This window comes from Lysinibacillus sp. NPDC058147 (genome assembly GCF_042884205.1).
In the GTDB taxonomy this organism is placed as follows: Bacteria; Bacillota; Bacilli; order Bacillales_A; family Planococcaceae; genus Lysinibacillus.
The window spans coordinates 40,410-65,154 of the sequence record NZ_JBHVUJ010000002.1; the positions used below are offsets into that span (position 1 = coordinate 40,410).

The 24,745-nt window shown below is 33.8% G+C and carries 26 protein-coding genes and 1 pseudogene; 17 read left to right on the top strand and 10 right to left on the bottom strand.

Annotated features, from left to right (window positions below; all coding sequences use genetic code 11):
* The first annotated feature begins 416 nt into the window (after nt 1-416).
* The 4 genes from ACFVT8_RS05485 to ACFVT8_RS05500 all read left to right on the top strand — a co-directional run bounded on the left by ACFVT8_RS05485 (nt 417) and on the right by ACFVT8_RS05500 (nt 3,511).
* Entirely contained in the window at nt 417-806 is a 390-nt protein-coding gene (locus ACFVT8_RS05485) for a GntR family transcriptional regulator (protein WP_387082599.1), read from the top strand.
* On the top strand, nt 803-1,492 hold the full coding sequence (locus ACFVT8_RS05490; RefSeq protein WP_387082600.1) for an ABC transporter ATP-binding protein: 690 nt from the start codon (nt 803-805) through the stop codon (nt 1,490-1,492). The genes ACFVT8_RS05485 and ACFVT8_RS05490 overlap by 4 nt, the downstream gene beginning before the upstream one ends.
* A 104-nt stretch (nt 1,493-1,596) precedes the next feature.
* Complete coding sequence (locus ACFVT8_RS05495) at nt 1,597-2,316, top strand: hypothetical protein (RefSeq protein WP_387082601.1); 720 nt, start codon at nt 1,597-1,599, stop codon at nt 2,314-2,316.
* 13 nt (nt 2,317-2,329) lie between these two features.
* On the top strand, nt 2,330-3,511 hold the full coding sequence (locus ACFVT8_RS05500; protein ID WP_387082602.1) for a hypothetical protein: 1,182 nt from the start codon (nt 2,330-2,332) through the stop codon (nt 3,509-3,511).
* Nucleotides 3,512-3,748: 237 nt separating this feature from the next.
* On the opposite strand, the pseudogene ACFVT8_RS05505 reads toward ACFVT8_RS05500, so the two are convergent.
* A pseudogene (locus ACFVT8_RS05505) lies at nt 3,749-3,969 on the bottom strand (SDR family NAD(P)-dependent oxidoreductase); the annotation flags it as partial.
* Nucleotides 3,970-4,813: 844 nt separating this feature from the next.
* Between ACFVT8_RS05505 and ACFVT8_RS05510 the strand changes: the two are divergent.
* Genes ACFVT8_RS05510 through ACFVT8_RS05520 form a run of 3 tightly spaced genes read left to right on the top strand, consistent with a single transcriptional unit; the run spans nt 4,814 to nt 5,980 of the window.
* Nucleotides 4,814-5,302 (top strand): CDI toxin immunity protein, encoded by a 489-nt coding sequence (locus ACFVT8_RS05510; protein WP_387082603.1) that lies wholly within the window; start codon nt 4,814-4,816, stop codon nt 5,300-5,302.
* 34 nt (nt 5,303-5,336) lie between these two features.
* Nucleotides 5,337-5,534 carry a hypothetical protein gene (locus ACFVT8_RS05515; protein WP_387082604.1) on the top strand — a complete coding sequence of 66 codons (198 nt, stop codon included), beginning with the start codon at nt 5,337-5,339 and terminating at the stop codon, nt 5,532-5,534.
* Nucleotides 5,535-5,593: 59 nt separating this feature from the next.
* On the top strand, nt 5,594-5,980 hold the full coding sequence (locus tag ACFVT8_RS05520) for a DUF5071 domain-containing protein (protein WP_387082605.1): 387 nt from the start codon (nt 5,594-5,596) through the stop codon (nt 5,978-5,980).
* An 844-nt stretch (nt 5,981-6,824) separates the two neighbouring features.
* Here ACFVT8_RS05520 and ACFVT8_RS05525 read toward each other — a convergent pair.
* Nucleotides 6,825-7,310 (bottom strand): tetratricopeptide repeat protein, encoded by a 486-nt coding sequence (locus ACFVT8_RS05525; protein WP_387082606.1) that lies wholly within the window; start codon nt 7,308-7,310, stop codon nt 6,825-6,827.
* 337 nt (nt 7,311-7,647) lie between these two features.
* Between ACFVT8_RS05525 and ACFVT8_RS05530 the strand changes: the two genes are divergently transcribed.
* Nucleotides 7,648-8,493, top strand: coding sequence for an alpha/beta fold hydrolase (locus tag ACFVT8_RS05530; protein ID WP_387082607.1), 846 nt, complete (start codon nt 7,648-7,650; stop codon nt 8,491-8,493).
* 97 nt (nt 8,494-8,590) lie between these two features.
* Here ACFVT8_RS05530 and ACFVT8_RS05535 read toward each other — a convergent pair whose 3' ends face one another.
* From ACFVT8_RS05535 to ACFVT8_RS05545, 3 genes are all read right to left on the bottom strand, one after another.
* Nucleotides 8,591-8,974 carry a ribosomal maturation YjgA family protein gene (locus tag ACFVT8_RS05535; RefSeq protein ID WP_387083360.1) on the bottom strand — a complete coding sequence of 128 codons (384 nt, stop codon included), beginning with the start codon at nt 8,972-8,974 and terminating at the stop codon, nt 8,591-8,593.
* A gap of 143 nt (nt 8,975-9,117) precedes the next feature.
* Nucleotides 9,118-9,690, bottom strand: coding sequence for a GNAT family N-acetyltransferase (locus tag ACFVT8_RS05540; RefSeq protein ID WP_387082608.1), 573 nt, complete (start codon nt 9,688-9,690; stop codon nt 9,118-9,120).
* Between the two features lie 33 nt (nt 9,691-9,723).
* Nucleotides 9,724-10,587: an AraC family transcriptional regulator gene (locus ACFVT8_RS05545; RefSeq protein ID WP_387082609.1), complete on the bottom strand. Its 864-nt coding sequence runs from the start codon at nt 10,585-10,587 to the stop codon at nt 9,724-9,726.
* Nucleotides 10,588-10,904: 317 nt separating this feature from the next.
* Between ACFVT8_RS05545 and ACFVT8_RS05550 the strand changes: the two genes are divergently transcribed.
* The 3 genes from ACFVT8_RS05550 (at nt 10,905) to ACFVT8_RS05560 (ending at nt 13,868) form a co-directional block, all read left to right on the top strand.
* On the top strand, nt 10,905-11,663 hold the full coding sequence (locus ACFVT8_RS05550) for a class I SAM-dependent methyltransferase (RefSeq protein WP_387082610.1): 759 nt from the start codon (nt 10,905-10,907) through the stop codon (nt 11,661-11,663).
* 465 nt (nt 11,664-12,128) lie between these two features.
* Nucleotides 12,129-12,830, top strand: coding sequence for a M23 family metallopeptidase (locus ACFVT8_RS05555; RefSeq protein WP_387082611.1), 702 nt, complete (start codon nt 12,129-12,131; stop codon nt 12,828-12,830).
* Nucleotides 12,831-13,022: 192 nt separating this feature from the next.
* Nucleotides 13,023-13,868 carry an MBL fold metallo-hydrolase gene (locus ACFVT8_RS05560; protein ID WP_387082612.1) on the top strand — a complete coding sequence of 282 codons (846 nt, stop codon included), beginning with the start codon at nt 13,023-13,025 and terminating at the stop codon, nt 13,866-13,868.
* Between the two features lie 115 nt (nt 13,869-13,983).
* Here ACFVT8_RS05560 and ACFVT8_RS05565 read toward each other — a convergent pair whose 3' ends face one another.
* Nucleotides 13,984-15,390 (bottom strand): sodium:solute symporter family protein, encoded by a 1,407-nt coding sequence (locus ACFVT8_RS05565; protein WP_387082613.1) that lies wholly within the window; start codon nt 15,388-15,390, stop codon nt 13,984-13,986.
* Nucleotides 15,391-16,707, bottom strand: coding sequence for an aspartate aminotransferase family protein (locus ACFVT8_RS05570; RefSeq protein WP_387082614.1), 1,317 nt, complete (start codon nt 16,705-16,707; stop codon nt 15,391-15,393).
* 245 nt (nt 16,708-16,952) lie between these two features.
* Here ACFVT8_RS05570 and ACFVT8_RS05575 point away from each other — a divergent pair, with 245 nt between their 5' ends.
* The 5 genes from ACFVT8_RS05575 to ACFVT8_RS05595 all read left to right on the top strand — a co-directional run bounded on the left by ACFVT8_RS05575 (nt 16,953) and on the right by ACFVT8_RS05595 (nt 20,717).
* A complete protein-coding gene (locus ACFVT8_RS05575) occupies nt 16,953-17,831 on the top strand; it encodes a LysR family transcriptional regulator (RefSeq protein WP_387082615.1) in 879 nt (292 codons plus the stop codon).
* 277 nt (nt 17,832-18,108) lie between these two features.
* Entirely contained in the window at nt 18,109-18,657 is a 549-nt protein-coding gene (locus ACFVT8_RS05580; RefSeq protein ID WP_387082616.1) for a PadR family transcriptional regulator, read from the top strand.
* A gap of 68 nt (nt 18,658-18,725) precedes the next feature.
* Nucleotides 18,726-19,421 carry an ABC transporter ATP-binding protein gene (locus ACFVT8_RS05585; RefSeq protein ID WP_387082617.1) on the top strand — a complete coding sequence of 232 codons (696 nt, stop codon included), beginning with the start codon at nt 18,726-18,728 and terminating at the stop codon, nt 19,419-19,421.
* 11 nt (nt 19,422-19,432) lie between these two features.
* Nucleotides 19,433-20,143 (top strand): ABC transporter permease, encoded by a 711-nt coding sequence (locus ACFVT8_RS05590; RefSeq protein ID WP_387082618.1) that lies wholly within the window; start codon nt 19,433-19,435, stop codon nt 20,141-20,143.
* 157 nt (nt 20,144-20,300) lie between these two features.
* Nucleotides 20,301-20,717, top strand: coding sequence for a VOC family protein (locus ACFVT8_RS05595; RefSeq protein WP_387082619.1), 417 nt, complete (start codon nt 20,301-20,303; stop codon nt 20,715-20,717).
* A gap of 289 nt (nt 20,718-21,006) precedes the next feature.
* Here ACFVT8_RS05595 and ACFVT8_RS05600 read toward each other — a convergent pair whose 3' ends face one another.
* From ACFVT8_RS05600 to ACFVT8_RS05610, 3 genes are all read right to left on the bottom strand, one after another.
* Nucleotides 21,007-21,321, bottom strand: a complete 315-nt coding sequence (locus ACFVT8_RS05600) for a cupin domain-containing protein (protein WP_387082620.1) — start codon at nt 21,319-21,321, stop codon at nt 21,007-21,009.
* Nucleotides 21,322-21,571: 250 nt separating this feature from the next.
* Nucleotides 21,572-22,486: a class I SAM-dependent methyltransferase gene (locus ACFVT8_RS05605; protein WP_387082621.1), complete on the bottom strand. Its 915-nt coding sequence runs from the start codon at nt 22,484-22,486 to the stop codon at nt 21,572-21,574.
* A gap of 151 nt (nt 22,487-22,637) precedes the next feature.
* Nucleotides 22,638-23,324 carry a DUF421 domain-containing protein gene (locus tag ACFVT8_RS05610; RefSeq protein WP_387082622.1) on the bottom strand — a complete coding sequence of 229 codons (687 nt, stop codon included), beginning with the start codon at nt 23,322-23,324 and terminating at the stop codon, nt 22,638-22,640.
* Between the two features lie 547 nt (nt 23,325-23,871).
* Between ACFVT8_RS05610 and ACFVT8_RS05615 the strand changes: the two genes are divergently transcribed.
* A complete protein-coding gene (locus tag ACFVT8_RS05615) occupies nt 23,872-24,678 on the top strand; it encodes an aminoglycoside adenylyltransferase domain-containing protein (RefSeq protein ID WP_387082623.1) in 807 nt (268 codons plus the stop codon).
* Nucleotides 24,679-24,745: the final 67 nt, after the last annotated feature.

Consider the following 24,745-nt stretch of genomic DNA (forward strand, 5'->3'; position numbering starts at 1 on the left):
AAATAACGGTTGCTTGTAAAGCAGCCGTTATTTCACGTTGTTAAAAACTTTGCTGTCAACGAAATTAAGATGTCAAATAGCATGCAGCTCATTGAGTTTTTCTACTTAAACGAACGTAGAAAGTACAACTAGTTTTCTTTTTTTGGATACAGGGATTTATTTCCATGTATTTGATTGACATAAAAAGTGTATTAAGCATATAATACATTACGAAGAGTGTATTGTGTGCTTAATACACTTTTGCTTTTTTTTAAGAAAGGTGTATGAAGTTGTTAATACACCAAGACCGATTAGCGGAGTAATGGCTAAATAATAAATTGGGTGGTTCATTTTTTAAAGTACTTAGCCCACCATTATGCTCAATCTGTATTAAGTGCTTAATACACGAAAATATGATTCTCTGGGAGTTGAGTTAATTGACTGTAAAGTTTAATAATCGGGATCCAGTTTATGTCCAGGTTATCCGACATTTTAAAGAGCAAATCGCCAAGGGGTATTTTGAACCTGGTCAGGAGATTCCGTCAAGAAGAGAACTAGCTAATCAACTGAAGATTAACCCAAATACCGCACAACGGGCTTATAAGGAAATGGAGGAACAAGGATTGATTTTTACTGAGGGGAATATGCCTAGCTGCATTACTAAAGATGAAGCGGTCCTTAAAAGTGTCCGCGAGGAATTGATTATCGAAGCAGTTGACTTATTTTTAGGTTCTATTAAATCCATCGATGTGCCGTTATCTGAAGTGTTGGAACTAGTGAAGAAAAAGCATGATGCCGACAGCGGAGAAGCGGAGGAATCGAAATGATCGAAGTAAAGAATGTCATGAAAAAATACGGCAGGAAACAGGTATTAAAAGGACTTTCTTTTACTGCTGAAAAAGGTGAAATTACTTGTTTAATCGGTATAAACGGAGTAGGTAAGACGACAATCATGAAAGCTATTATGGCACTCACTCCTATAAATAGCGGTGAAATTTTGATTGATGGAGAAAAAATCCGGAAAGAAAGCTTTGAAAAAGTTACCTTTATTCCAGATACAATTACGATGTTGCCGCAAATGAAAATTTGTGATGCCTTTGAGTTCATGGCCGATTTTTATAAAAACTGGGATTCTCAAAGGGCAGAGGAGTTGCTGCAATTTTTTAAACTAGACCCTACTGAACGAATTGCCAATTTATCAAAGGGGAATATGGCTAAAGTCAATATGATATTAGGTTTGGCACTGAATGTGGATTACTTACTGATGGATGAACCATTTTCTGGTATTGATATTTTCTCTCGTGAACAGATTTCCGAAGTGTTTACAAGCCACTTAATTGAAGATCGTGGTGTGATTATCACAACCCATGAAATTAGTGATATTGAACACTTGATTGATAGAGCGGTGCTTATTGATAACGGAGAAGTAATAAAGGAGTTTAGCGTAGAGGAAGTACGTGAAAAGGAAAGGAAATCAGTCGTTGATGTCATGAGAGAGGTGTATCGTGGATGAAAAACTTTTTCAAACTTCTTAATTTCGAAGTAAATCGATTTTTCAAATTGTACCTAACTTTAATAGGATTGATAATCGTCAGTCAGTTCATTGGGGCGATTGTTGTGTCAAAAGAATATATGAATAACGCAGATCAAGTGATGTATAAAAATCAACTATCAATGAGCCAATATATTAAGGAATACGGGGTTTCTCCTTATTATCATTTCATTGAGTCTGGTTGGTTTCTGATGCCAATCTTTTTTAGCATCGCCATGTTGGTGATTTATGTTTTCTTTATTTGGTATCGAGATTGGTTTGGAAAAAATACGTTTATTTACAGATTATTAATGTTGCCAACTGAAAGAATTACTATTTATCTCGCAAAATTGACGACTATTATGCTGTTGGTACTTGGTTTGGTAACTTTGCAAATATTGTTATTCCCGATCGAAATACAAATTTTTAATAGTATTATACCAACAGATTTACAATCGCATTTTTCATTTTATGATATTTATAGTTTAAAAATGTGGCGCTGGCTGTATCCGAAAACTTTTACAGAATTTATCCTGATTTATGGAGTCGGGCTAATCCTTGTAGCAGTTCTATTCACAGCCATTTTAATTGAACGAAGTTACGGTTTAAAAGGCATTTTTTTCGCAATCGTTTATGGAATGCTTTCGTTCGGAGTCCTTTTTGTACCAATACTAGTGAATGAATTTGATAGTGGCTATTTTTACGCACTTGAAGTCTTTCTAATGGAACTGGTAATGAGCATCATCGTATTAGGCAGTGCTATTTGGATCGCGAATCATTTGCTAAAATATAAAATCAGGGTCTAAGGGGGGAATGACAATGAAAAAATATTGGAAAACGATATTGATTAGTTTAATCATCGTGATGACAATTGGTACTTATTATATTCAACAGGCAATGGCAAAGGGTGTATCCTTTAAAATAGAAACAACTAGCGGAAATAAGGGAGAAATCGAAAATCTTATTATTCAAGCAAATTATCAGAGCGGTGATATTATTCGAGGGTTGCATATATCAAAGGATAGTTCGACTAATCAGAGCAGGTCTTTCATTGGAGAGTTGATAGGACGAAATAACCCTTTGATGTTTCAAAAATATATTGAAGAACACCGTAGTTTTATGCGTGGAAAAGAATTAAATCCTGGTCAGTATTTTGAAGACGAAGACCGTTTGATTTACACCACTTTTCAAAGTAATGGTCGAAAAGAGGGCCGAGGAAATTTGTTCACTCTTCAAATCGAAACACTTGATAAACATACAAAGGACAGTTCTTCATTTGAAATCAATATGCCAGACCAAGTGAGATATGACTGGATCAATGAGAGAGATGTCTATGTAGAGAATGGAAAAATAAAGATTTTAGGAACTAGCTATCTCAATGGTGAGGAAGAGCTGCATATATATACGGTTGATGAAAACAAAAAGGAATTAGAACATGACTCCATACTTACAAAAAAAGAGTCAGAAGAGATAGGCAAGGCCAGCATCCATATATTTAATGACTTTAAAAATGTACAAAATGAAAATTATTTATTATATATGATTGAAAAATACAATCAACTAGAAAATGGTGAGCGTGAAACGATCTTTAGTAAAATGTATCTTTATAACTATCTCAATAATGAAGTGAAGGAATGGACAATTCCAGCCGAATTAAAACCATATATGAAGTCAATTTTTCTAAATGGAACAGATATATTCATTCCTGTTCATTCAGCTAATAGATTAGAGCTGAACCGTTATAATATTGAAATGAAACAGTGGGAGGAGCCTTTAAACTTTAAATATCCAAACATTACAAATGATGAAGAAAAACCTTTTTTACAGATTACAGATGGTAAACTATATTTAGTCGATCGTGTTTCTGACGGTCATTTGTTCATTATCGGTGATTTACGTACAGGTGAATCATTATATGAAGGTAAAATCATCGTCGAAAACAAAGAAAATCTAGATGCAGATTACTCACTATTTATCGAGCAATTTTATAACATTAATTAAAGAACATAAAATTTAAAATACTTTTGAGATGCTTTACTAAAAGAACATTGAGTTGCTTTGGCAGCTCTTTTTTTATTGGACTAACTGTGCAATTTATATCAATAAGAAAAGATAAAAAATAGGGTAAATATATATGTGAAGGTGATATTATGGACCAAATTTGGATGCTGGGTTATTGAAATAGATGTTAATCGAACAAAGAAATTTTTATGATAAGTATCATAAAATCAGCGAATATACTTCATTTAAAGTATTAACAAATTGCTGTTGTGTTAAATTTTCACCAGAAAATTCATAAATTTTATTTTCGTGACCATCAGCTACCAAAACATTCGCAGCTGCCTCAGCTAAATCTGGGCGATATACCCAACCGATTTTTCCTTCACCAGCAGAAGTTACCCAAGGAGCACAGCCATACAGCCTCGAATTGTGACAAGTTCATTTTCTACATACCAATGAGAGAGATTAAACAAATAGTATATTAAACTAACGGAGTGCGTTAATTAAAATCATGGAGTTGCATATGTAGCTCTTTTTTCTTTACTCGAACGAGGTAGTTAAGTAGAGAGGAAAAAATTACATATATAAAATAAGTCAATACATTGTTAAGATTTAATAGGTAATGTATTCTATGGAAAGAAATTAGAGCGGGGCGTTTCTCCAACAAGTGAAGACGTTTTTTTACGAACAACCAAGCAAGAGGATTGGATTAAAATCAATTTCCAATATTACTGGTATTGATGAAACTTCAATTGGAATAATAAAGAAAAAATATTGTTGAACTAAAGGTGCGAGAGTTAAACAAGGTGTTGCAGCAGCAGCATCTTTTTTCTTGCTGTGCTAACGGTACAGGGTAGGTGAAGAAAGTATATTGAGGGGGTACAAGGGTAATGTATCAATTCCAACACGAGAGACGAAGAAAAGTTATATAAGGTATATGTCATTATATTTATTATAGTTGTATTGATAAATGCAGTTTTACTATTTGTAGATGGTAGTACCCTTAGTGGAATAATCAGTCTTTTATTTTTTTCTATTGTTCTTCACTATGGTTTACGAAAGATAGTTTGGCGGCATCATTCATAAAATGTATAGCGTGGATACATATAGTTTTCTTGTTTATTATATTTCTCATTATGTTAATTAATATTATAAAGTAAGTACCTTATTCAACTAAATGGTAACGTTAATTAAAGATCATTGAATTGCATATGCAGCTCTTTTTTCTATATTGAACAAACGACGCTTAGTAGAGAAAGGTGGAATTGATAAAATACTCAGAAAATAGTTAGGGTGAATATGATGGAGGGTAAAAAAGAACGTTTAAAAGAGTTGCTAGACAAGCAAAAACAAAAACGAATAAAAGAAGAGGAAAAAAGAGAATACGAAACTGTTTTAGAGGAATTTAATGAGTTATTTCCGAATACTGATTCTGAGGTAGAGATATTATCAAAAGAAGATTCAAAAAAAATCACGGATGAATTATTTGAAGAATTTCCATTTTGTAGTAGCGGGGTTGAATGGACATTGATGTTTTACAAAACTATATTTTCTCACTTTGTTGACTATGAAGGTGCATTAGCAGAGCTAGTAATTAAAAATCATAAAATAAATAATGAAATATGCTATATTATTGACCTTAATTATCAGCATGTTATTAAAACAAAACTGATTAAAATTATACATAGAGTTGAAGAAGTTAGAAAATGGGACAGATATATTTATTCACCCCAAATTAAATTGGTAATTGATTTCCCATCCAACGATATAGCCGTAGGTTGGAAGAAATAAGTATCTAAGAATGTGAAGCTTTACACTGAAAATTTTGAAGGAGAGAAATGAAATATGTGAGGTATATTACGAAAACGATGTACCTGCTTCATGGATTTGGGGGAAAGATGTTCTTACTGGTGGGAGTAAAGAAGACTTAGAGTGGACATTAAGCACAGTTTTAAAAGCATTTGAAAAGCCTGTGCTTGAAATAGTTGGTGATGATGAAGGCTTAATTGAAGTAAAGGAATAGTAAAAAGTCTGGTGCAACTAAAGGGGACGATCGCTTAAAAATCTATGGGAGGGATTCATATGGAAAACTTTGAAGATCTTTTGCCAAGACATAAGCATGATCATGATAGAGTAGAAATGATTAAAAAAATGGATAGAGATAAAATATTGCCTTTATTGCCTAACCTCCTCGAATGGATTCAAGATATGAATTGGCCGGTGGCACCAAGCATATTAGAATTACTTTTAACTTTTCCAGAAGATATTGTCCCACATGTGCAAGATGTTTTATCTTTAGATGATGATAACTGGAAGTGGTTTATTTTACATTTTTTAGTTACAAAATTGCCAGTAGAGTCAAAAGTTCAGTTTAGAGAGTATTTAACAAGAGTGGCTGAAACACCTACAAATAATGAACTCGCAGAAGAACTTGATGAAATCGCAAAAGAGATTTTGGAAACAATCTAAAAAAATATCTCTTATTCAATTAAAAGGTGCGATTAATTAATTAATTAATTAATTAATTAAAGCAATCACTTTAGTTGAATAAGGAGCAGAATAGTTCAAGAAAAAGAACAAAAAATATTAGTGAGTATGTTTGTTGTGAAAGGAAATGTAATGGATAAGGTAACACTTTATTTAAATATCGAAAAAAATCATATCTTTTAAATACTGCGCTTTATATTGCAGGTTTCATTGTTGTTATTTTTATATTTGGACCTCCGAAGTACTATGTTGTCCCTATTTTATCAATGATAATAACTTATGGTTTTTTAGAGTTAGTAGAATATAAACGTTGGAAAAAGAAAGTTATTGAGTTTAGTATCCTCAAATAACGGGGGATTTCCGTTCCGACTGAGTGTTTTCCTTGGGCGGTCGATGAGCCTTCTGTTTCTCTACTCGTTTCTAAGGCTCAACTATGACGCTGATCCTAAGGAGTAGCTCATTCTACACTCCAATCAATCTCATACCAATTTGTTTTTCAATGCTGTAAAAACAACAGATTATCCGACATTAGAATATATATTGCAATATATATTCTCGCACCCAATTTATTATCAGAACAAAAAATTCCCGTTAAGAAAATCAAGAGAGAGGGAATGCATGTTCTTATTTTATCATAGATTCTTTCAAAATAAAATCTTCACAGCATAAATAGCTTGGAATATATAAGGTCATTTCAATGATGACCTTTTTTTACAAAATTGAATTTATCAAGAAACTCAAAGTTATATAGTTTAATGGGGTTTTAGATTTATTTAGAAATATGAAAAGATCAGGTTCAAAAATAGGAGCCTGATCTTTTATAGTGTTATTCCCAAGTTTGATCTAGCTTATCACTGTAAAACTTAATGGCTTTGCTATAATTTTTTATGCCTTTATGATTAGTAGTGTGAATTACTGTATTTAATAAAGTTTCCATAGCCTTTGAGTGTTCCCTAAGATTGTAAAGAGTCATCGCATAAAAAACCTTTACATGTTCGGCTTCTGGAAACTCACTTAGAGCTTGTTCAAGAATACGTTTCGACTGTTCATATTGCCCTAATGTACGATAGGTGCTACCTAATCCTAAATAAGCATCTACTAAAAATTCTGGTTTAAGCCCTAATTGAATCGCTTTTTCATAGTGGGGGACAGCCTCTTGTTCTTTTCCTAATGAATCATATGTCCAGGCACATTGAAATTGGTAGTATCCATTTTCAGGCTCTTCATTAACTAGAGCCACCATTAATTGATTCGCTTCTTCCAATCGACCATTCTCTCTTAATGTGATGATGTGTTGTAATCGCTTATCCATTTTCCTGTATCCTCTATCTTTCTGTTTTTTTCTAATATTTAATAATTTTAAACTTTTGAATTAATGTTGTATACTTGATTCGAGTTTTAAAAATTTAACTTTTCTATATTATCAGGCATATTGAATGGAAAAATATAGAGTTATTATCATGTACGAAATCGACAACAATGAAGCGGCTCAGCGCTCGTTTTTTAATTAATAAAATAATAATGGGGTGAATTAGAATGCTTGAGCGTTCTATGGAGAAAACACGGGAATGTAAAAAAGAAAGGGAGTGATAAGAAAGAAGAGCATAATATGAAGCTCTTCTATATAAAAAGAAAAGAGGACGATTATTATGAATAATTATCAAAGCATCTTTAGTGAAGGATTTGATTTAAAATATTGTGTGAAGGGACAAGGTAAGCCGATATTGGTAGTGGGTAGCAGTGTATATTATCCACGCTTGTTCTCGGAAAATTTATATAAACATTTTCAATTTATCTTCTTAGATCATAGAGGTTTTGTGAAGCCTCCACGTTCTTTAAAGAAAGAAGATTATACTTTGGATAAAATTGTCGAGGATATTGAAACAGCAAGACAATGGCTAAAGCTTGAGGATTTCATCATTTTAGGCCATTCTGGGCACGCATTTATGGCTTTGGCATATGCCGAAAAATATCCCCAGTATGTTCAGAAGGTTATATTATTAAATTCAGCACCGACAAACAGTCAAGAGAGACAGCAGCAAAGTTTTTCATTTTTTAATGAGACTGCCAGTGCTGAGCGTACAAAGCAATTCGAGCATGATATTGCCTTCTTAGAGAATGATATTCACAATGATCCTGAAAGACGATTTGTGCATATGTGTATCCGCATGGGAGCGCATAGCTTTTATGATTATACGTTCGATGCTGCTTATATGTGGGATGGCGTCTATACAAATATGGAAGTTATTGATTACCTTTGGGGTGTAGTTTTTGCTGAACGAAATCTAATCCAATCTATGGCACACATAGATAAACCTATTTTTGTAGGGTTAGGAAGGTATGATTATTTAGTCGCTCCTGTTTTGCTCTGGGATGTCATTGATTATTCATATGAAAATGTAAAGAAGGTCATTTTTGGAAAAAGCGGCCATAACCCAATGTTTGAAGAACCGGATTATTTTGATAGGGAATTAATCAACTGGATTAATGAATAGAATAATGACATAAGGTTTATTAATTTATAACCCTAAATACAAAAATCGCTTGAGAAATTAAAAAAATTCTCTAGCGATTTTTCGTTTAATTGTATATTTAACCTCGAGAAGTGAACTTAAGTGCCACCTTATCTAGTATAGTAGCAATTATAATACCTACTGTATAACGAACTAAATCCACTACAAGAAAACCTTTGCCAAGTATCAAAGCACCGAGCGTTGTTCCACGAATTTGATTAATCCAGTCTTCCTGATATAACTGGCTAAATTCAATGCTGAAGCTAAACAAAAAACTGAGCCACATGGCTGTAAAGGTGCTCTTACGCACTAGCAACAATCGGAATCCGAAATAGACCATCATAGCCCATAGCATGTCCCCAGCGTTCTGCGCTACAAATGACGGAAGTAGAAGACTCCATTTTCTAGAAGCTAGGCCTAAAAAAATGGTGATAATAATAACTATCAAATAAGTTATTTGCATGTTACGGTATTGCAAGTTAATAGGCTTATGCTTATTAATCAATAGAATCACTCTTTCGGTTGTTAATATTAGTTCATTATCTCATAATTAATGTTCGAAAGAATTATATGTCTATGCACTTTGACGAAAGAGTACCTAATTATTTAGTTAACCTTGTACTCTTCTTTAAGCAATCCGTATATTTCTAAATCTATAACTCCTTTACCAGACCATAAAGTAGCTTGTCTTAAAAGCCCTTCTTTAAAAAAACCATTTTTCAGGAGAACCTTTTTAGATGCTTCATTTAATGGCATAACCTCAGCTTGTATTCGGTTTATATTAACTTCCTCAATTAAAAATTTGACAAGTATTTTAACTGCTTCCGTTGCAAGGCCCTTACCCCAATAATCCTCTGCGAAAAAGTAACCAATCGTCACCATATTCACTTTTTGATTAAAATCCATTGCTTCTATAATGCCTACTAATTTATCGCTATGCGACTTTTGAAAAATGCCCCATTTAACTCTGTTTTTCTTCTGATAATCCCTGTCAAAATGACCAATCATTTTACCTACTGTTTGGATATTATGTTTTGGGATGATCCCACAATATTTAAAGATTTTTTCATTATCGTAGATCGCAAATACTTCCGGTAAATGTGCATCTTCAATTTTTTTTAGCACAATATTTTCGGAGCTTAATAATGGGAACTCTGTAAACACTTTTTCGATATTCATAGCATATTCTCCTTATTTTTTATTAAGTATTCTTCACTTGATCGGAATATAAATTTTCATTTTCATTGTATTTGGAAATATAGAATTTATTACGTCTGTAATTTCAAAGTCAGGGCCGTTATTTCTCTCGTAATTTGAATTTGGTAACCAAACCCCGTAAATATAACGTCGAGTATTTTGAACGGATTCTACAGAGCCATCAATTTTAAATTCCGCATATTTACCTTCGGGAATCAGAGTATTGACAAAGTTGTCATTTATAGAAATATCATATTTCTCTACTTCTTCGCCAACAATAAAGGAAAATCGTCCATCATCTTTAAATTGAGTAGAGACACCATAAGCCATATTCGGTGTAATTTTGTTAGAAATACGCTCATAGTACTGGTTATTACCGAAATCAAAATAAAATTCAGGAATATCTATAAAATACTTTTCGTCTTGTAAAGTAGTTTTATATACATATCCTGTAATAAGCTTTTTTTTGAGATAAACAATTTCAGGCTTGTTCATTGTTAATTCCCCCTTAATTTTATAATCCAAAAAGTTTATTTTTGTTTGAAGGGGAGTGGTATTTTTAACTTTCCGGTATTTCGAGGGAGTTACCCCGAAATAGTTTGTAAAAGCACGTGTAAAAGCCTCTTGGGAACCGTATTGAAAACTAATAGCGATTTCTAATATGTTTTTTGAGGTTGTTTCTAATAAAAGGGCAGCTTCACATAGCCTTCGATTTTTAATATATTGTTGAACTGAAAATCCAGTAATTGCTTGAAAAAGCCTTTGGAAATGAAAAGCTGAAAAATAAGATGCTGTTGATACATTTTTAATTAATAATTCATTCTGTAAGTGCTCTTCAATATATTCGATTGAGTTTTGAATCCTTTCATAATAATTCATACCATAGCCCCTTTCTATAGATAATATTAAAGATAAACTATAAATGTTTTTTGATAATTTGTGCTAATTTTATCTGTGCGAAAGCGAAGCGACAGCAACGAGAAAGAGCTTAGGCGGAACGCAAATCACCCCACGCTATGTGATAATTGATAATATAAATACATTGCGGTAATTTTTTTGGATATGTATAATTTTACTATATTATACAGAAAGCGAGTGATTTGTGATGAAAGTCAGCTCTATTTTTCCAACAAATAAATATAAGGTGTGGAAGAAATAAATAATAGATTCTTCTGCACAAAATCGGAGGAATTGACATGTATAGTAATTACGGACCTTTATGTACAGAACTTTATGATTTGACAAAACCAGTAGGATATTCTATTGGTGGAGATATTGAATATTATCTTGAACGCTTAAAAGGAACTAAGGGAAGGGTACTTGAAGCAGGAGTGGGCTCTGGACGCTTCTTAATCCCTTTACTAGAAAATGGATATGATGTTGAGGGGATCGACTACTCACCAGAAATGTTAGATACATGCCGAAAACACTGCAAAGAAAGAGGATTCAAGCCAAATCTATATGAAGGTAACTTAAGCAATTTTTCATTAGACTCAAAATATGAAGCGATTGTTATGCCGACAGGTTCGTTCTGTTTAATTGAGAATTCAAAAGATACGAAGGATTCTTTAACATGTATGTATAATCATTTGATACCTGGAGGCCGCCTAATTGTAGACATGCTTTTACCTACAGACTGGCTAACAGGGGAAATTACTTCATCCTACTATGAAATCTCGCAAGAAGAAGGAATTGCAATAGAAAGAAAAGCAGTTGAAATGAACTGGATCGAACAATATACGCTAACCGTATTAAAATATGAAAAATGGCGAAATGGTAAATTAATAGATACAGAGTTACAAAGATTTCCTGTAAGATGGTACGGAATAGAAGAATTCAAGCTTATATTAACAAATATAGGTTTTTCTGAAATTACTTGCTCCGCTGACTATGTTTATAACAAGAAGCCTTCAAAAGAGCATTCACTAATTACATTTGAAGCTGTTCGTAAATAAATAAACCTGCTAGATTTTAGCTAAGGAAGTAGCTAAATATCTAGCAGGTTTTTAGATTTAATCATAATTCTTTTTTCTCATACCTTGTCCATTGTACAGCTACGTATACTGTGGATCGCTTAATGTTAAATTCATTCCAAATTGAGTCCTTTTCAACCACCAATTCTTTCGCTTTCCAAATGATATCATTATGGTCTAATATTGGATTTACTAATGAAATATTACATGATATTTAAAATTCAGAATCTCAGTCTTTGAACTATGAACTCGTTGTTGAAAAACTTGATGGATATTTTGATGAACTTAGGAAAATATTCTACACGTCAAGAAATGAATAAGCGGTTGCGGTTTGGAAATGTGCATTCAACACGAAAAAAACGGTTGACTGTACTTATCAGTATCGTACTTCGAGCACTAGTCATTTTCAATAATGTAGGTAAAGAATCGACGGGGGAGGGATATGAAATGATTGATGCTCGTGAGCCGATAATTGTAGAGTTTCCTTTGAGAGGAGAATGGCACTCTCCTAACACTCCAGGTACAAAAATTCCGAGTCACGGCACAAACAAATTAGGATCAAGATATGCTTACGACTTTATACAAGTGGATTGGGAAAGAAAGGGCTGGCCCGCTTATCGTGTTAGTTTGGCGCAATATCTACTTTTTGGGGTTCCCTTAGATGAATATTATTGTTGGGGGCAAGAAATATATGCTCCTTGCGAAGGAATCATTATCCAAGCAGAGGATGGTTATAAAGAACGAACACGAACAAAATTGCTTTCAGATATGTCTAACGCTTATAAAAATGCTCATTATTTCGACCCGAAGAAAGACGACATACAATCAATCGCTGGCAACTACATCATTATAGAACGTGACGACAATGTATATGCTGCATTAGTCCATCTTCAAACAGGATCAATTCAGGTTTCAGTTGGTCAGCGTGTAAAAAAAGGTGAAGTTATTGGTAGAGTTGGTCATTCAGGTAACTCCTTTGCTCCGCATTTACATTTACAACTTATGGATAGTAGTGACATAGCTACAGCAAACGGGTTGCCACTCGCTTTTGAACAATACGAATTATTTAAAAATGGCAAATGGGAAATAGTATATAATGGAATTCCAAGAAATAAGGATCGAATAAGATTTCAAAAAGCTGATGAATGAGATTAAATTAAAACTTCATAAAGGAGTATAGTCAGGAAAATGGGTTTAGCGTTTGAACAATATAACTAAAAGATTTAGGCTATACCAAAGTCGCTAGTTTTGAATTACAATCCATTTTTTTCTTGCTTTATTTTTACTGAAAAAAGGAAAAATATGATTGTCTAAAATTCAATGACGGAAGAAGGGTTTTCCATGCATAAAGATATGAATTATGGTAGCGACTTTAAATACATTCCAGCGACATCAATTTGGAGTGGAGATGGTGTAGAAGTATTGCCTGATTTATACCAGCATACAATTCAAATTGTTAATATCGTACTCTGCGGTGAACCTCATAAGAAAGAGTTCGTATTAGTTGATGCAGGCATGCCAAAAAGTGCAAAGGAAATTATTTCAATAGTCGAGAAGAGGTTTGGATCAAATAGTCGGCCTAAAGCATTAATTTTAACGCACGGGCACTTTGATCATGTTGGAGCAGTAATTGATTTAATTGAACATTGGGGTATGCCGGTTTATGCCCATCCTTTAGAATTACCTTATTTAACTGGTAAAAAAAATTATCCTGAACCTGATCCTATTGTAGATGGAGGCTTAATAGCAAAAGTGTCATCCATTTTCCCGAATGAAGCTATTAACTTAGGAAACAACGTTGAAGCGCTTCCGTCTGATGGCAGTGTTCCATTTATGCAAGGTTTTCGCTGGATTCATACTCCGGGTCATACGCCAGGGCATATATCTTTATTCCGAGAAGAGGACCGGGCGTTAATTGCTGGAGATGCATTTGTTACGGTTAAACAAGAATCGCTCTACAAAGTGTTGCTACAAAAAAAGGAAATCAGCGGACCGCCACGATATTTCACGACGGATTGGCAGGCTGCTTGGGATTCCGTAAAAAAAATAGAATCATTAAAACCTTCCGTTGCTATTACAGGACATGGATTACCAATGAAAGGGGAAGAGCTTGCTAGAAATTTGCATAAGTTAGCGACTGAATTTGAGCAGATTGCTTTACCTAATCATAGCAAATTCCTCAATTAACATTTTTAAATAATTTTCATGAAAAAACTGCATCTCCAATTGTTAGATGTGTCTAACCATTGGAGTGCAGCTTAGTTTGAGTCTGTCTTATGAACTTGGTGCTTTATATAAATATTTACTTATAAATTGTCGTATTTTCCTTATTCACCTCAATGTTATTTTCGGGAATAATAAGGGTGAAACCTACAATAACGATGAATCCAGTAATTAAGCCATAAATAATTGGTTGAGTAGAAGCAATTCCAAAAATAATAAATGAAATAAAGATAACTAGTGAACTAGCAATAATAGAATAAAAAGCAGCTTTGCTTGTTACACGCTTCCAATAAAGGCCAATGATGAGAGGTACGAAGATAGCACCTGATAAAATTGCGTAGGCCATGTCTAATGCCACCAGTATGTTTTGAATCCATACTGAGAAAATAATTGCTAACACACCTAAGCAAAGTATGGCAATTCGAGATGTTTTGATGACATCTTTATCAGTCATATCTTTTTTTACATATACCTTTATGATATCGTTAGTAATTAGGGTCGCAGAGGCAAAGATAGCACCTGAAGCATTTGACATAAGTGCAGAACAAACACTAGCAAGAACAAGCCCCAACAAGCCTGGTGGGAGAATTTCTAATGCAAGACTAGTAAACGCAGATTGAGAGTCTAGATTTGGAAGTAGCACAAGTGCGCACATTCCCACTATACTTAGTACTAAACCATAGAAAACACTGTATATACCGGCTGATATGGCACTTCTTTTGGCTACCTTTTGGTTTCTCGCTGTAAATACGCGCTGCCAGATGTCTTGAGAAACCATTAAACCAAAGAAGTACAATAAAAAGTATTGGAAGATACGATCCCAGCCGATATTTGTAAGGCTTAGATGCGTTTCTGGTACACTACTAAATAGAGCTGTTAAACCTCCGACGCTGTTTACGCTAAACGGGAACATAATAAAAAATACACCGATCGTCATTACTATAAACTGTATGATATCAGTTAAGGTAATACTCCACATTCCTCCTAAGATTGTATAAAAGAGCACGATCCCTCCGCCAATAATCATTGAAGGAATAAGGGACCAGCCTAGTAACACATGAATAACATTTCCCATACCAATTACTTGTGTTACTACAACCATAAGAGTATAGATGGCTGTAACAATTGCACTAATAAGCTGAGTTCCTTCTCCAAAGCGCTTTCCCAGTAGCTGACTAATAGTAAATACTTCATATCCGCTAATTTTATTTACGACGAAAAGACCCAAGGCAGCTATACCAAAGCCCATCATTGAAACAAACCAAAGGCCAGAAACTCCGAAATTATAGCCTAATGTCGTTGAACCCATGGTAGCAGCACCACCTATAATAACAGCTGCTAAACAACCGACATGGCTGTAATACCCTAAACGACTTCCTGCGAGGACAAAATCTTTTTCAGATTTCGCTTTTTTGATTCCGATTATTCCTACAATTATCAATACACCGAAATAGAGAAGAAGAACAAAAGTATCCAGTATATTCATTTATACACCCCCCGAACTTAATTCTAATTCGTATTCTGTAATTGCTTCGTCAAGTAAGGATAGTCCTAAGTCTAAATGTTCCTTATCTATACTTAATGGAGGCATCATGCGAATTACCTCGCCCTTATTACCACTTAAATAGTAAATAACTCCTTTATGCAGACACTTCTCTAGGATGTTTAGCAGACCCTTACCATTTGGTTCTCGGGTCTCAGGATGAATAATTTCAATTCCTATCATCAAGCCAATACCACGAACATTGCCAATCGTGTGATGTTTCTCTTTTAAGTGTATTAATTTATTTAATGCATAGTCACCTAATATTCTAGCATTTTCCACTAAACCTTCATCTTCTAAAACGTCTATCGTAGCGCATGCGGCTGCACATGCGACAGGATTTCCGCCAAATGTAGTACTATGACTGCCAATTGTCCATTGTTCCATTAACTCCCGTGAAGCTACTGTTGCGCTAAGGGGCAAGCCACTGGCAATTCCCTTTGCAATTGCCATAATATCAGGTATCACACCAAATCGACTTGCCGCAAACCAACCACCAGTTCGTCCAAAACCAGTCTGAACTTCATCAAAGATTAATAAAATTCCGTTTCTATCACAGATTTCTCTTATTTTTTGTAACCACGCCTTTGGAGGGATAACATAACCACCTTCTCCTAGAACAGGTTCTAAAATAACAGCTGCCACTTCATCTGGAGACACTAGATGATTAAATAAACGTTCAAAATCTTTTTCAACGTGTTCTGACCAATAGTCATCATGATTTAAACCCTCTGGTGTTTCCGATAATTGAGCATAAGGTAATTGATAGGTCATGTTTGCTCCAACCGGTAAATTCCTTCTGTATTTACTTTTTGATGTAGTAAGACTTAAGGCGCCCATCGTTCTTCCGTGGAATCCTCCGAGGAAAGAAACAACATAAGGTCTCTTGGTTACATGTCTTGCTAATTTTACTGCACCTTCAATTGCTTCAGCACCGCTATTTCCAAAGAAAAAACAATCCAATGGATCTGGTAAAATCTTTTTCAATTTCTTAGCTAATAGAATAATTGAATCATAATTAATAATACCGATAGGACCATGGACTAAATGATCAACTTGATCTTTAATAGCTGCAATTACCTTTGGATGTCTATGACCTGTATTTTCTGTAGCAATACCAGAAGTAAAGTCTAAATACTTTTTACCATCGACTCCTATATAAAATAAGCCCTCAGATTTTACTACTCGCAGATTTGGAAAATCCTTCGCCATTGTGGGCGCTAATAAACCTTCTTCATTATTGTTTTTCAAATCAATCATAAACTCATCCCCATTTCATTAATGTTGAAAGAATTTTCCCTTAATTCAGAATAAACGTCAAATGCCTACCATAAGAAATTTTAATGGTTAAAAAATAGTTGATAAAGCAGGGTAGAAATAAAAAACATCTAATTCAACCTGGCATTACACTCATAATTTCTTACATGGAAGACGGGTAATTATTACTTTATAATGGAAATACAGATTTATTATGTGGGAATAAGGGGAAAGTAGATGGTGATTAGATGGAACTAAGGAATTTAAAAACCTTTCAAGTAGTCGCAGAGGAATTAAATATCACAAAGGCTGCTAAAAGATTAGGTTATACACAGCCAACTATTACATTACAAATACAGTCTTTAGAAAAAGAACTGAATCACACTCTATTATCAAGAGTTGGTAAAAAGACTCTTCTAACAGCTGCTGGAAAAAAGCTAAAAGACCATGTCGACAGCTTATTCATTTTTATAGATAAGATTGAAAAAGACATGGAAGAACTACATGTACCGTCTGGCATTCTAACTATTGCTGCCTCGGAATATTATTGTACGCAACATCTTTCACCGATTGTCAAAGCTTATATGGAAATATACCCGAGTGTGAAAATAAGTCTTCTACCACTAAATAGTGTACATGCAATTAAAAGTGTGAGAGACCACGTTGCGGATATTGCTATTATTGCGAATGAGTGTAATGCTATCGATATTAATAAAACTTTTTTAGAAGAAGAAAAGGCTTTATTAGTTGCTTCGTCTGAAACTAGCAAAGAAAGAAGTTTTCATGAGATTATAAGAGAAGATACCTTTATCTCCTATGACTATCATTGTAGTTTTAGTAATATCATAGAACAATACTTCAAAAAAGCTGAATTTCAACCGCAGTCCACAATTATGCTTGGAGGAAGCGATGAGATGATAAAGCGTGCCGTATTGAATGGAATAGGCTATGCGATTTTAGGTCAAAATGCTATTGCAAATGAAATACAGGACGGTTCGATTACCATCCTTCAACATATTTCAGAATCTATCATTACATCAGCCATTAATTTAAAAGTTCGCTCAGATGAACCAAATATTCTAACGTTTAATGAATTTTTACAAAACGCCTGGCAAGTTAATAATTAGTAATTAGAAAATGAGGAATACAAGAGGGCATTCCCATTTTTTATTTTATGTTGGATATATTTAAAAGTAAAAAGACTGTAGCAAAATAAATTTGCTACAGTCTAAATTGGTTCATGCCCCTTGATGGCGCAATATCATATATTTTATCATAAAATACTTTATTGTAATATATTTTGTTTATTACAACATTTCAATCAAAAATAAAAGCCTATTGACAAAAAAATGCAGAACCGTTATATTCAACTTATTCAACGTTGAATATAAAAAGGTGATTATTATGACAAGGCTATTAGTTCTTGCTATGTTAGGACTAAAACCAATGACTGGCTATGATATTAAAGTAATGCTTGAATTAAGTGACGCTGAACGATGGGGTGGTGTGCTAATCGGCTCGATCTATAATGCTTTAAAGAAGCTTGAAAAAGATGGCTATATAGAGGTGGCTAGTATTGAATCCACGGGTCATAGACAAAAAGCAATTTACCAAATTACTGAAAAGGGCAGGGCGCATGAGCAAGAATTAATTATCGAAGCTCTTGAAAAATCCTCTGTAGTTTATCCTACAACTTTATATTCTGGTGTCTCTTTTGCATTTAAACTACCAAAAGTTAAAGCGGTGGATGCATTAGAAAAGCAGAAAATAATTTTGGAACAAGAAGAAAAGGCGATCAATGCTGGCTATGAGGCGAAATTGATTGCTATGCAAGGAGAACTACCAGCATTAACACAACTAGCATTTGATAATATGTTAGAAATTGTGAAAGTACAATCCAAGTTTGTACATCAAGCTATTGAAATTATGAAAAAAAGTAACTCTCTCGAATGAGGGAGTTAAAAAATAGCTGTATATTCAACGTTGAATATACAATATTAAATAAGGGGTGGAAATATGTTATGAAAGAACTCATTAGCGCTAGTCAATTAACGAAAAGTTATAAAGATAGATGTGTCGTTGATCATATAAATGTTGCCATTAAAGAGGGGGAGGTAATAGCTTTAGTGGGCACAAATGGTGCTGGGAAAACTACAACGATCGGTATGCTTCTTGGCATCATCCCTCAGGACAGTGGAACGATAAAATACTGGACATCTGATTACAAAAAGGAAATAGGTACGCAGCTTCAATCAACACCTTTTTTCGAAGGTTACTCTGTAGAGGATAATGTGAAATTATTTGGGGCATTCTATGGAATTTCGCTAACAAAAAATGAAATTGATGAAAAACTTGCGGCTTTTGATTTATTACAGGTCAAAAAAACTCCTGCTATCAAATTGTCATTAGGACAGCAAAAACGGCTAGCAATTATCGTGACAACTTTGCATCAACCTAAATTAGTAATTTTGGATGAACCTTCTGCCGGATTGGATCCTAGAGGCCAAAGAGAAATTCAACAGATCATTAAACATTTAAAAGATACCGGCGTTACAGTTTTATTTTCTTCCCACGATATGTTGGAGGTAATGAATGTAGCTGATAGAGTGTTGATTATGCATCACGGAAAAATAGTGGCAAATGGCTCACCTGATGCTTTAATGGAGCACTATCAAACGCAAAATTTAGAAGAATTATTTTTTGAATTAACGAAGTGAGGAGAGAGAAGATGAAGGCTATTTTCGTATTAAATTTGAAATCTAGCATAAAGGATATGTATTTACTCTTTTGGTCAATATTAATGCCATTTGCTGCAATCATTGCGCTAAGGATATTTTTACCGAGCTATTCAGGAAATTATGTAGAAGGCATCATTGCCGTTAGTGTATTTTTCTATTCATTTATGACCACTGCTTTTATAGCGCTATCGCAAAGAAAAAGAGGCGTTTATAATTTACTTCACGCTACACCACTGCCTTTATGGAAATATATCGTCAGTATTTCTAGTGCTTGGGCTATAGTAGCGATTATTTTATCTTATATAGTGCTTTTATTCTCTATCGTTATCAATCAACTGAATTTTTCTTTTAATGTCCTCTTACTTATGACACCGATTATTCTTATAGCTTCATTAAGTTTTGTCTTTCTAAGCTTTTTTATTTCAAGTCTAGTGAAAAACGAAGGACATCTAAGTATGACTGCAAACGTTTTAATGATACCACTAATACTTTGTAGTAATGCATTTTTTACAATGGAAAAGGCGCCAAATCTTATACAATACATTAGTCTAGCAAATCCATTTGAATGGTTTTTAAATGGAATTAAAGCTGCATTTCTAAATAATTTTAGTACATGGGGAGAATCTTTACTTCTTTTAATGGGTTGCTTATCTATGACACTTATCGTTTCCATAAAAACATTCAAATATAATGACCAATAAATGTAAAAGTAAAAATGCAAATGACCAGAAACTAAAATTGAGACTAGTCATTTCAGACTGAAGACAAATGCAACTTTGCAGATCATTTAGCTAGTCTGAAGGGATATAAAAGTTAAAAATAGAATAATTCATTAAAGACTTTGGAGAGGGTGTTTGGATGAGTGAGACTTTAATTAGAATAGGAACTACTTATATTCCACTTAGCAATGTAGAACAAGCGTGTGAATGGTATGTAAGTAAGTTAGGAGCAGAATCTAGTTACCAAGATCTTGATAAGGCTATTCTTAATGTTGCCAATCAAAGTATTTTTCTTGTTAGAGCATTGAAAAATCAAAGCTCAAATTTCATTGATTGTTATGGCGAAGAACATTTTTCGATAACCTTTGAGGTTGATGGAATAAATGCATTAGAGACGATTCGTAAAGTTTTTTTCGATAAAGGAATTAGAGTTGGAGAAGTTGAAGATAGGGGACATGCGGGGAGAAATTTTGTTTTTTATGATTTAGACGGAAATAAATTTGATGTGTGGAGTGAGCTAAGTCCTAAATTTAAAGAAAAAGAAAATAAGGTTTGAAAGGAGTAATTCGATTCCATTAAATTTCCCAGACAATTATTTGGGTGTCGGGAAATTCTTTTATTTTGTGTGATCCAGATGGAAATACATTAGGGGTTTGTCCAATAAACTATATAGATACAATATTTTCTGAATAGTGAATATATAGAGGGTCACTTAGTATTATAAGTGACCCTTAGTAACAAGCCTCGGAGGTGTAAGACTAAACCATCTTACATTACTAAAATATGATACGATGTTATTTTTGCATAGTTAATTGCCTGAGAAATAGTTTGAAAATATTAATACGTCATTTTATAGGCATAAAAGTTGCTGGATTTAATTGCTCAGATTCTATGACGATTCCTGTCAATCCTTTATCCGTTTTTGTTTCATGCCATTCATCTTTTTCCCAAAAAACTGCATCTCCAGGCTGTACTTGAAAATATTGCTCCTGTTCATTTCTTACATATCCTTCGCCTTCTAAAATTAAGAGAAGCTGGGGAACTACAGCTTGATGAAAGCCAATAACACCGTTTTCTTCTAAATACATGCACCCGATACTTGCTGCTGCTTCAGTGTTGATAATCCGAGACATAATGAAATTCGATTTAACTTCTTTCATCAGAAGTCTCCCACCTCAATATGTGGTGAGATGAATGCGAATTTGTGTTACTTTTCAGCGGCTGTCCAAACACCAGCTGAAAGAAGTTAAGGCCTCCGGCGGATGTCACGGAATCGGAAAGGAGTGCTTTGTGCAAGCACAAAGCCGATTCCGGACACAATTATGCCGAGGCATAATTGATACTATGTTATGTTTTTCCCATTTTCTTTAGACAATTGATAAAATTTCATTAGATTCCTCCGAACTTAACTTATTTTTTTACAGCATGAACGTAATGAATCGTTTCAAAGGCTGTTAAATAATCTTCCCGATTGTCAAAATAAAGCTCATTAATTGTATTTGGCGATAGATGTTCGTAAATAAGAAGGCCTGAGTTTTCTAACATTTTTTCTAGTTCCTCATAAGTAAAGCAAGATTTCATCGGTTCACCACTTGCTGCAGCCATTTTCACCATGTTATCTACACGATTTGAAATTCCACTTTCTTTAAATAGTTTTTCATCTGCATAATCAAATACGATGGAACTTCCTGATGGTACATTGGCAAACAAATGATCAATTAAGCTTGAAGTTTGCTCTTTCGTTAAATAATAGGAAACACCTAGTAGGCTAAAGAAAGTTTTTTTATTATCAAAGCCGCTATCCATTAGATTTTGATATGAAAACTTTTTTGTGAAATCCATCGAAACGAAATGTACATTACTCGGTCGTTTTAAATCAACTTCATTCAATCTTTTCTTTTTAAATTCCTGTGTTGCAGGGTGATCAATTTCAAAGATTTCTAAAATCTTTTCAAGTTCTGGGTGTCTTAAGCTGAATGTATCTAACCCTGCTCCAAGTATGACGTATTGCTGTAAACCTAGCAAAACTTCATTCAGTAAAACTTTTTCACAATATGCTGCACGTGCCAAGGGTGTAGGGGAGAGTTGAGTTTGCACAATCCATTTTAATAGCTCTTCGGTTTGACCATTTAGTTTTTCTGCGATTTCTTTGTTAAAAAAATGAATGCCTTGAATCATATTTGTTTGGATGTCATTGAACTCTTGTTGTGTGATTAATTCTTGAGCTAGGTAGTCATCGAAAATTTTAGGGGCATCGAATTGACTATGATATGCTCTACTAAAAGCTGAGATTAATGAAGTTAAACTAGATTCACCTTTGTTCATGCAAATACACTCCTTCAAAAAATAAAAATAGGATCCCCCTGGCCAGGAGAATCCTATTGTACATATAAATATCGCAAAAGTAAATTATTGCATAAATAACTTTTTTTGTCAAGTTTTAAGTACCGAAAAGCAACAAGATATAGAAATTTCCTTAGTCAAATTTTTGGATAAATATTTTACCGTTTGGTTGAATTTCTGCATAGAAAACTTCTTCGATTGATTGTATATTTGCCTTTATTAATTCGTTATCTAACCATTCTCTACTTTTTCCAACTTCCAAAAAATTTCGTTTCAATAGCTTCCCATCAGTGATTATTTCAATAGGGATAAATGCCGGAGATGAAGGATAGATGCTTACATCGATTTTTTGGGTGCTTTGAAATTCAGGCTTTTTCAGAATACTAAGCATGCCATTCGGTTCTAAAATAGCATAGTCAATTTCTGTAATTGAAAAAACTTGATACTGTCTAATCATCATTGTTAAATCATCAATATTAATTTTAGTGTTTGCTAAAGCTTTTCTATCGATTTTGCCTTTTTTAATAACGATTGTCGGTTGTCCATCAAGTAATGTTCTTGCTTTTCCGGATTTTAGAGCGATGTAACTAATTAAAGTAGTAAGCGCACACCAAACAATTAAGCTTACTAAAAATTTTGTGTATACAATTGTTTTTAAAACTACCATATTGGCTGCCATTGAACCAATTGTAATACCAGTTACGTAGTTAAAGAAGGTTAAGTGACTTAGTTGTTTTTTACCTAGAAACCTCGTAAGTGTCAGAAGAACAAAAAAACTAATAATCGTTTGAACAACTACTTGTATATAACCTGTGTACAAATTCTCCCACTCCTTATCTAATCCCTAGAATACCCAATGAATTTTTAAAAGATACTCCAATACAACAACAGAGATTTATAAAAACTTACATTTAATTGAAAATCAAAAGTTGAAATGTATACTATGTAAATAAGTTGATTGGAATGGAGACTGGGCGACTCCTTGGGGATCAGCGATATAGAGGAACAAAGGCTAAAACCATCACATCCTGTGATAACGCCTTCGTGACCAACATCGTGTTGGCCCGAGACCCTGGAGCGAGCAACGCGAGTGAAGCGGCTCATCGGACGCCCCCAGGAAGCTCTGCTCTGTGCGAAAGCGAAGCGTCAGCAACAAATGTTTTCTGCGCGAAAGCGAAGCGTCAGCGATAAAAGCGCCCAGTCGGAACGGAAATCAACCCTACGTTATGATGAAGAGGCAATAAAGTCAAATTGTATTTCTTAATTTCGGGAATGAACTTATTATAAATAATGGAAAATACAGTAGGTGGTTTGGTAAGATAAGTATTATTATTTATGAGTATTAATCAGATAAAAGGAGTGTTTTTATGGATTCTAGAGTTCCTATTCCAGCTCAAAAAATTTTAAATGACTATATAGCCCTTTTTCAAAATAAACTACCGAATACACTTGAAGGGTTCTATTTACATGGTTCAATTGCTCTGAACGCTTACATATTCGGTTCTAGTGATATCGACTTTATGACAGTTGTAAACAGATCCTTAACCGAAGAAGATATGGAAGTCATATCAGATCTTCACAAAGAATTAAATCGAAAATATAAGAATATAGGGATGGACGGATGCTATTTATTAGTTGAAGATGTTGGGAAGAAACAGTGTGAGGTAAAAGGATGTTTAAACGTAAATGAAGGCCAAACAAATTGGGGTAATGATGATATTAACCCCATTACTTGGTGGATATTGAAAAATAAAGGGATTACCATTTTAGGACCGGATGTAGCTACATATAACTTCAGTATAGATGAACGGGTGCTAAGTGATTATGTTTTAGAAAATATGAACAATTATTGGTCGAATAGATTGAAAAAAATAAAAAAATATAAAGCATTTTTAATACCAAATAAATTAGTCGATTCAGAAGTAGAGTGGTCAATTACAGGGATGTTACGACAATTTTACACACTGCAAGAACATAAGATCGTTTCAAAAGTAGATGCTTGTAAATATGCAATACATCATTTACCAGAGGAATTTCACAATATTATTAACGAAGCCATCAGTATTCGAGAAGGTTCCAATATAAGATACTGTAATTCGAAAAAGCAACGCATTGATGACACTATTCAATGTATGGATTATATACTTAAAGATTGTAATAGTATCAAAAATTAACGAATTATTTCATTTTAACTGCTATTACATTTATAGGAAAATATGATAAAATTAATTAGTCTTAAAT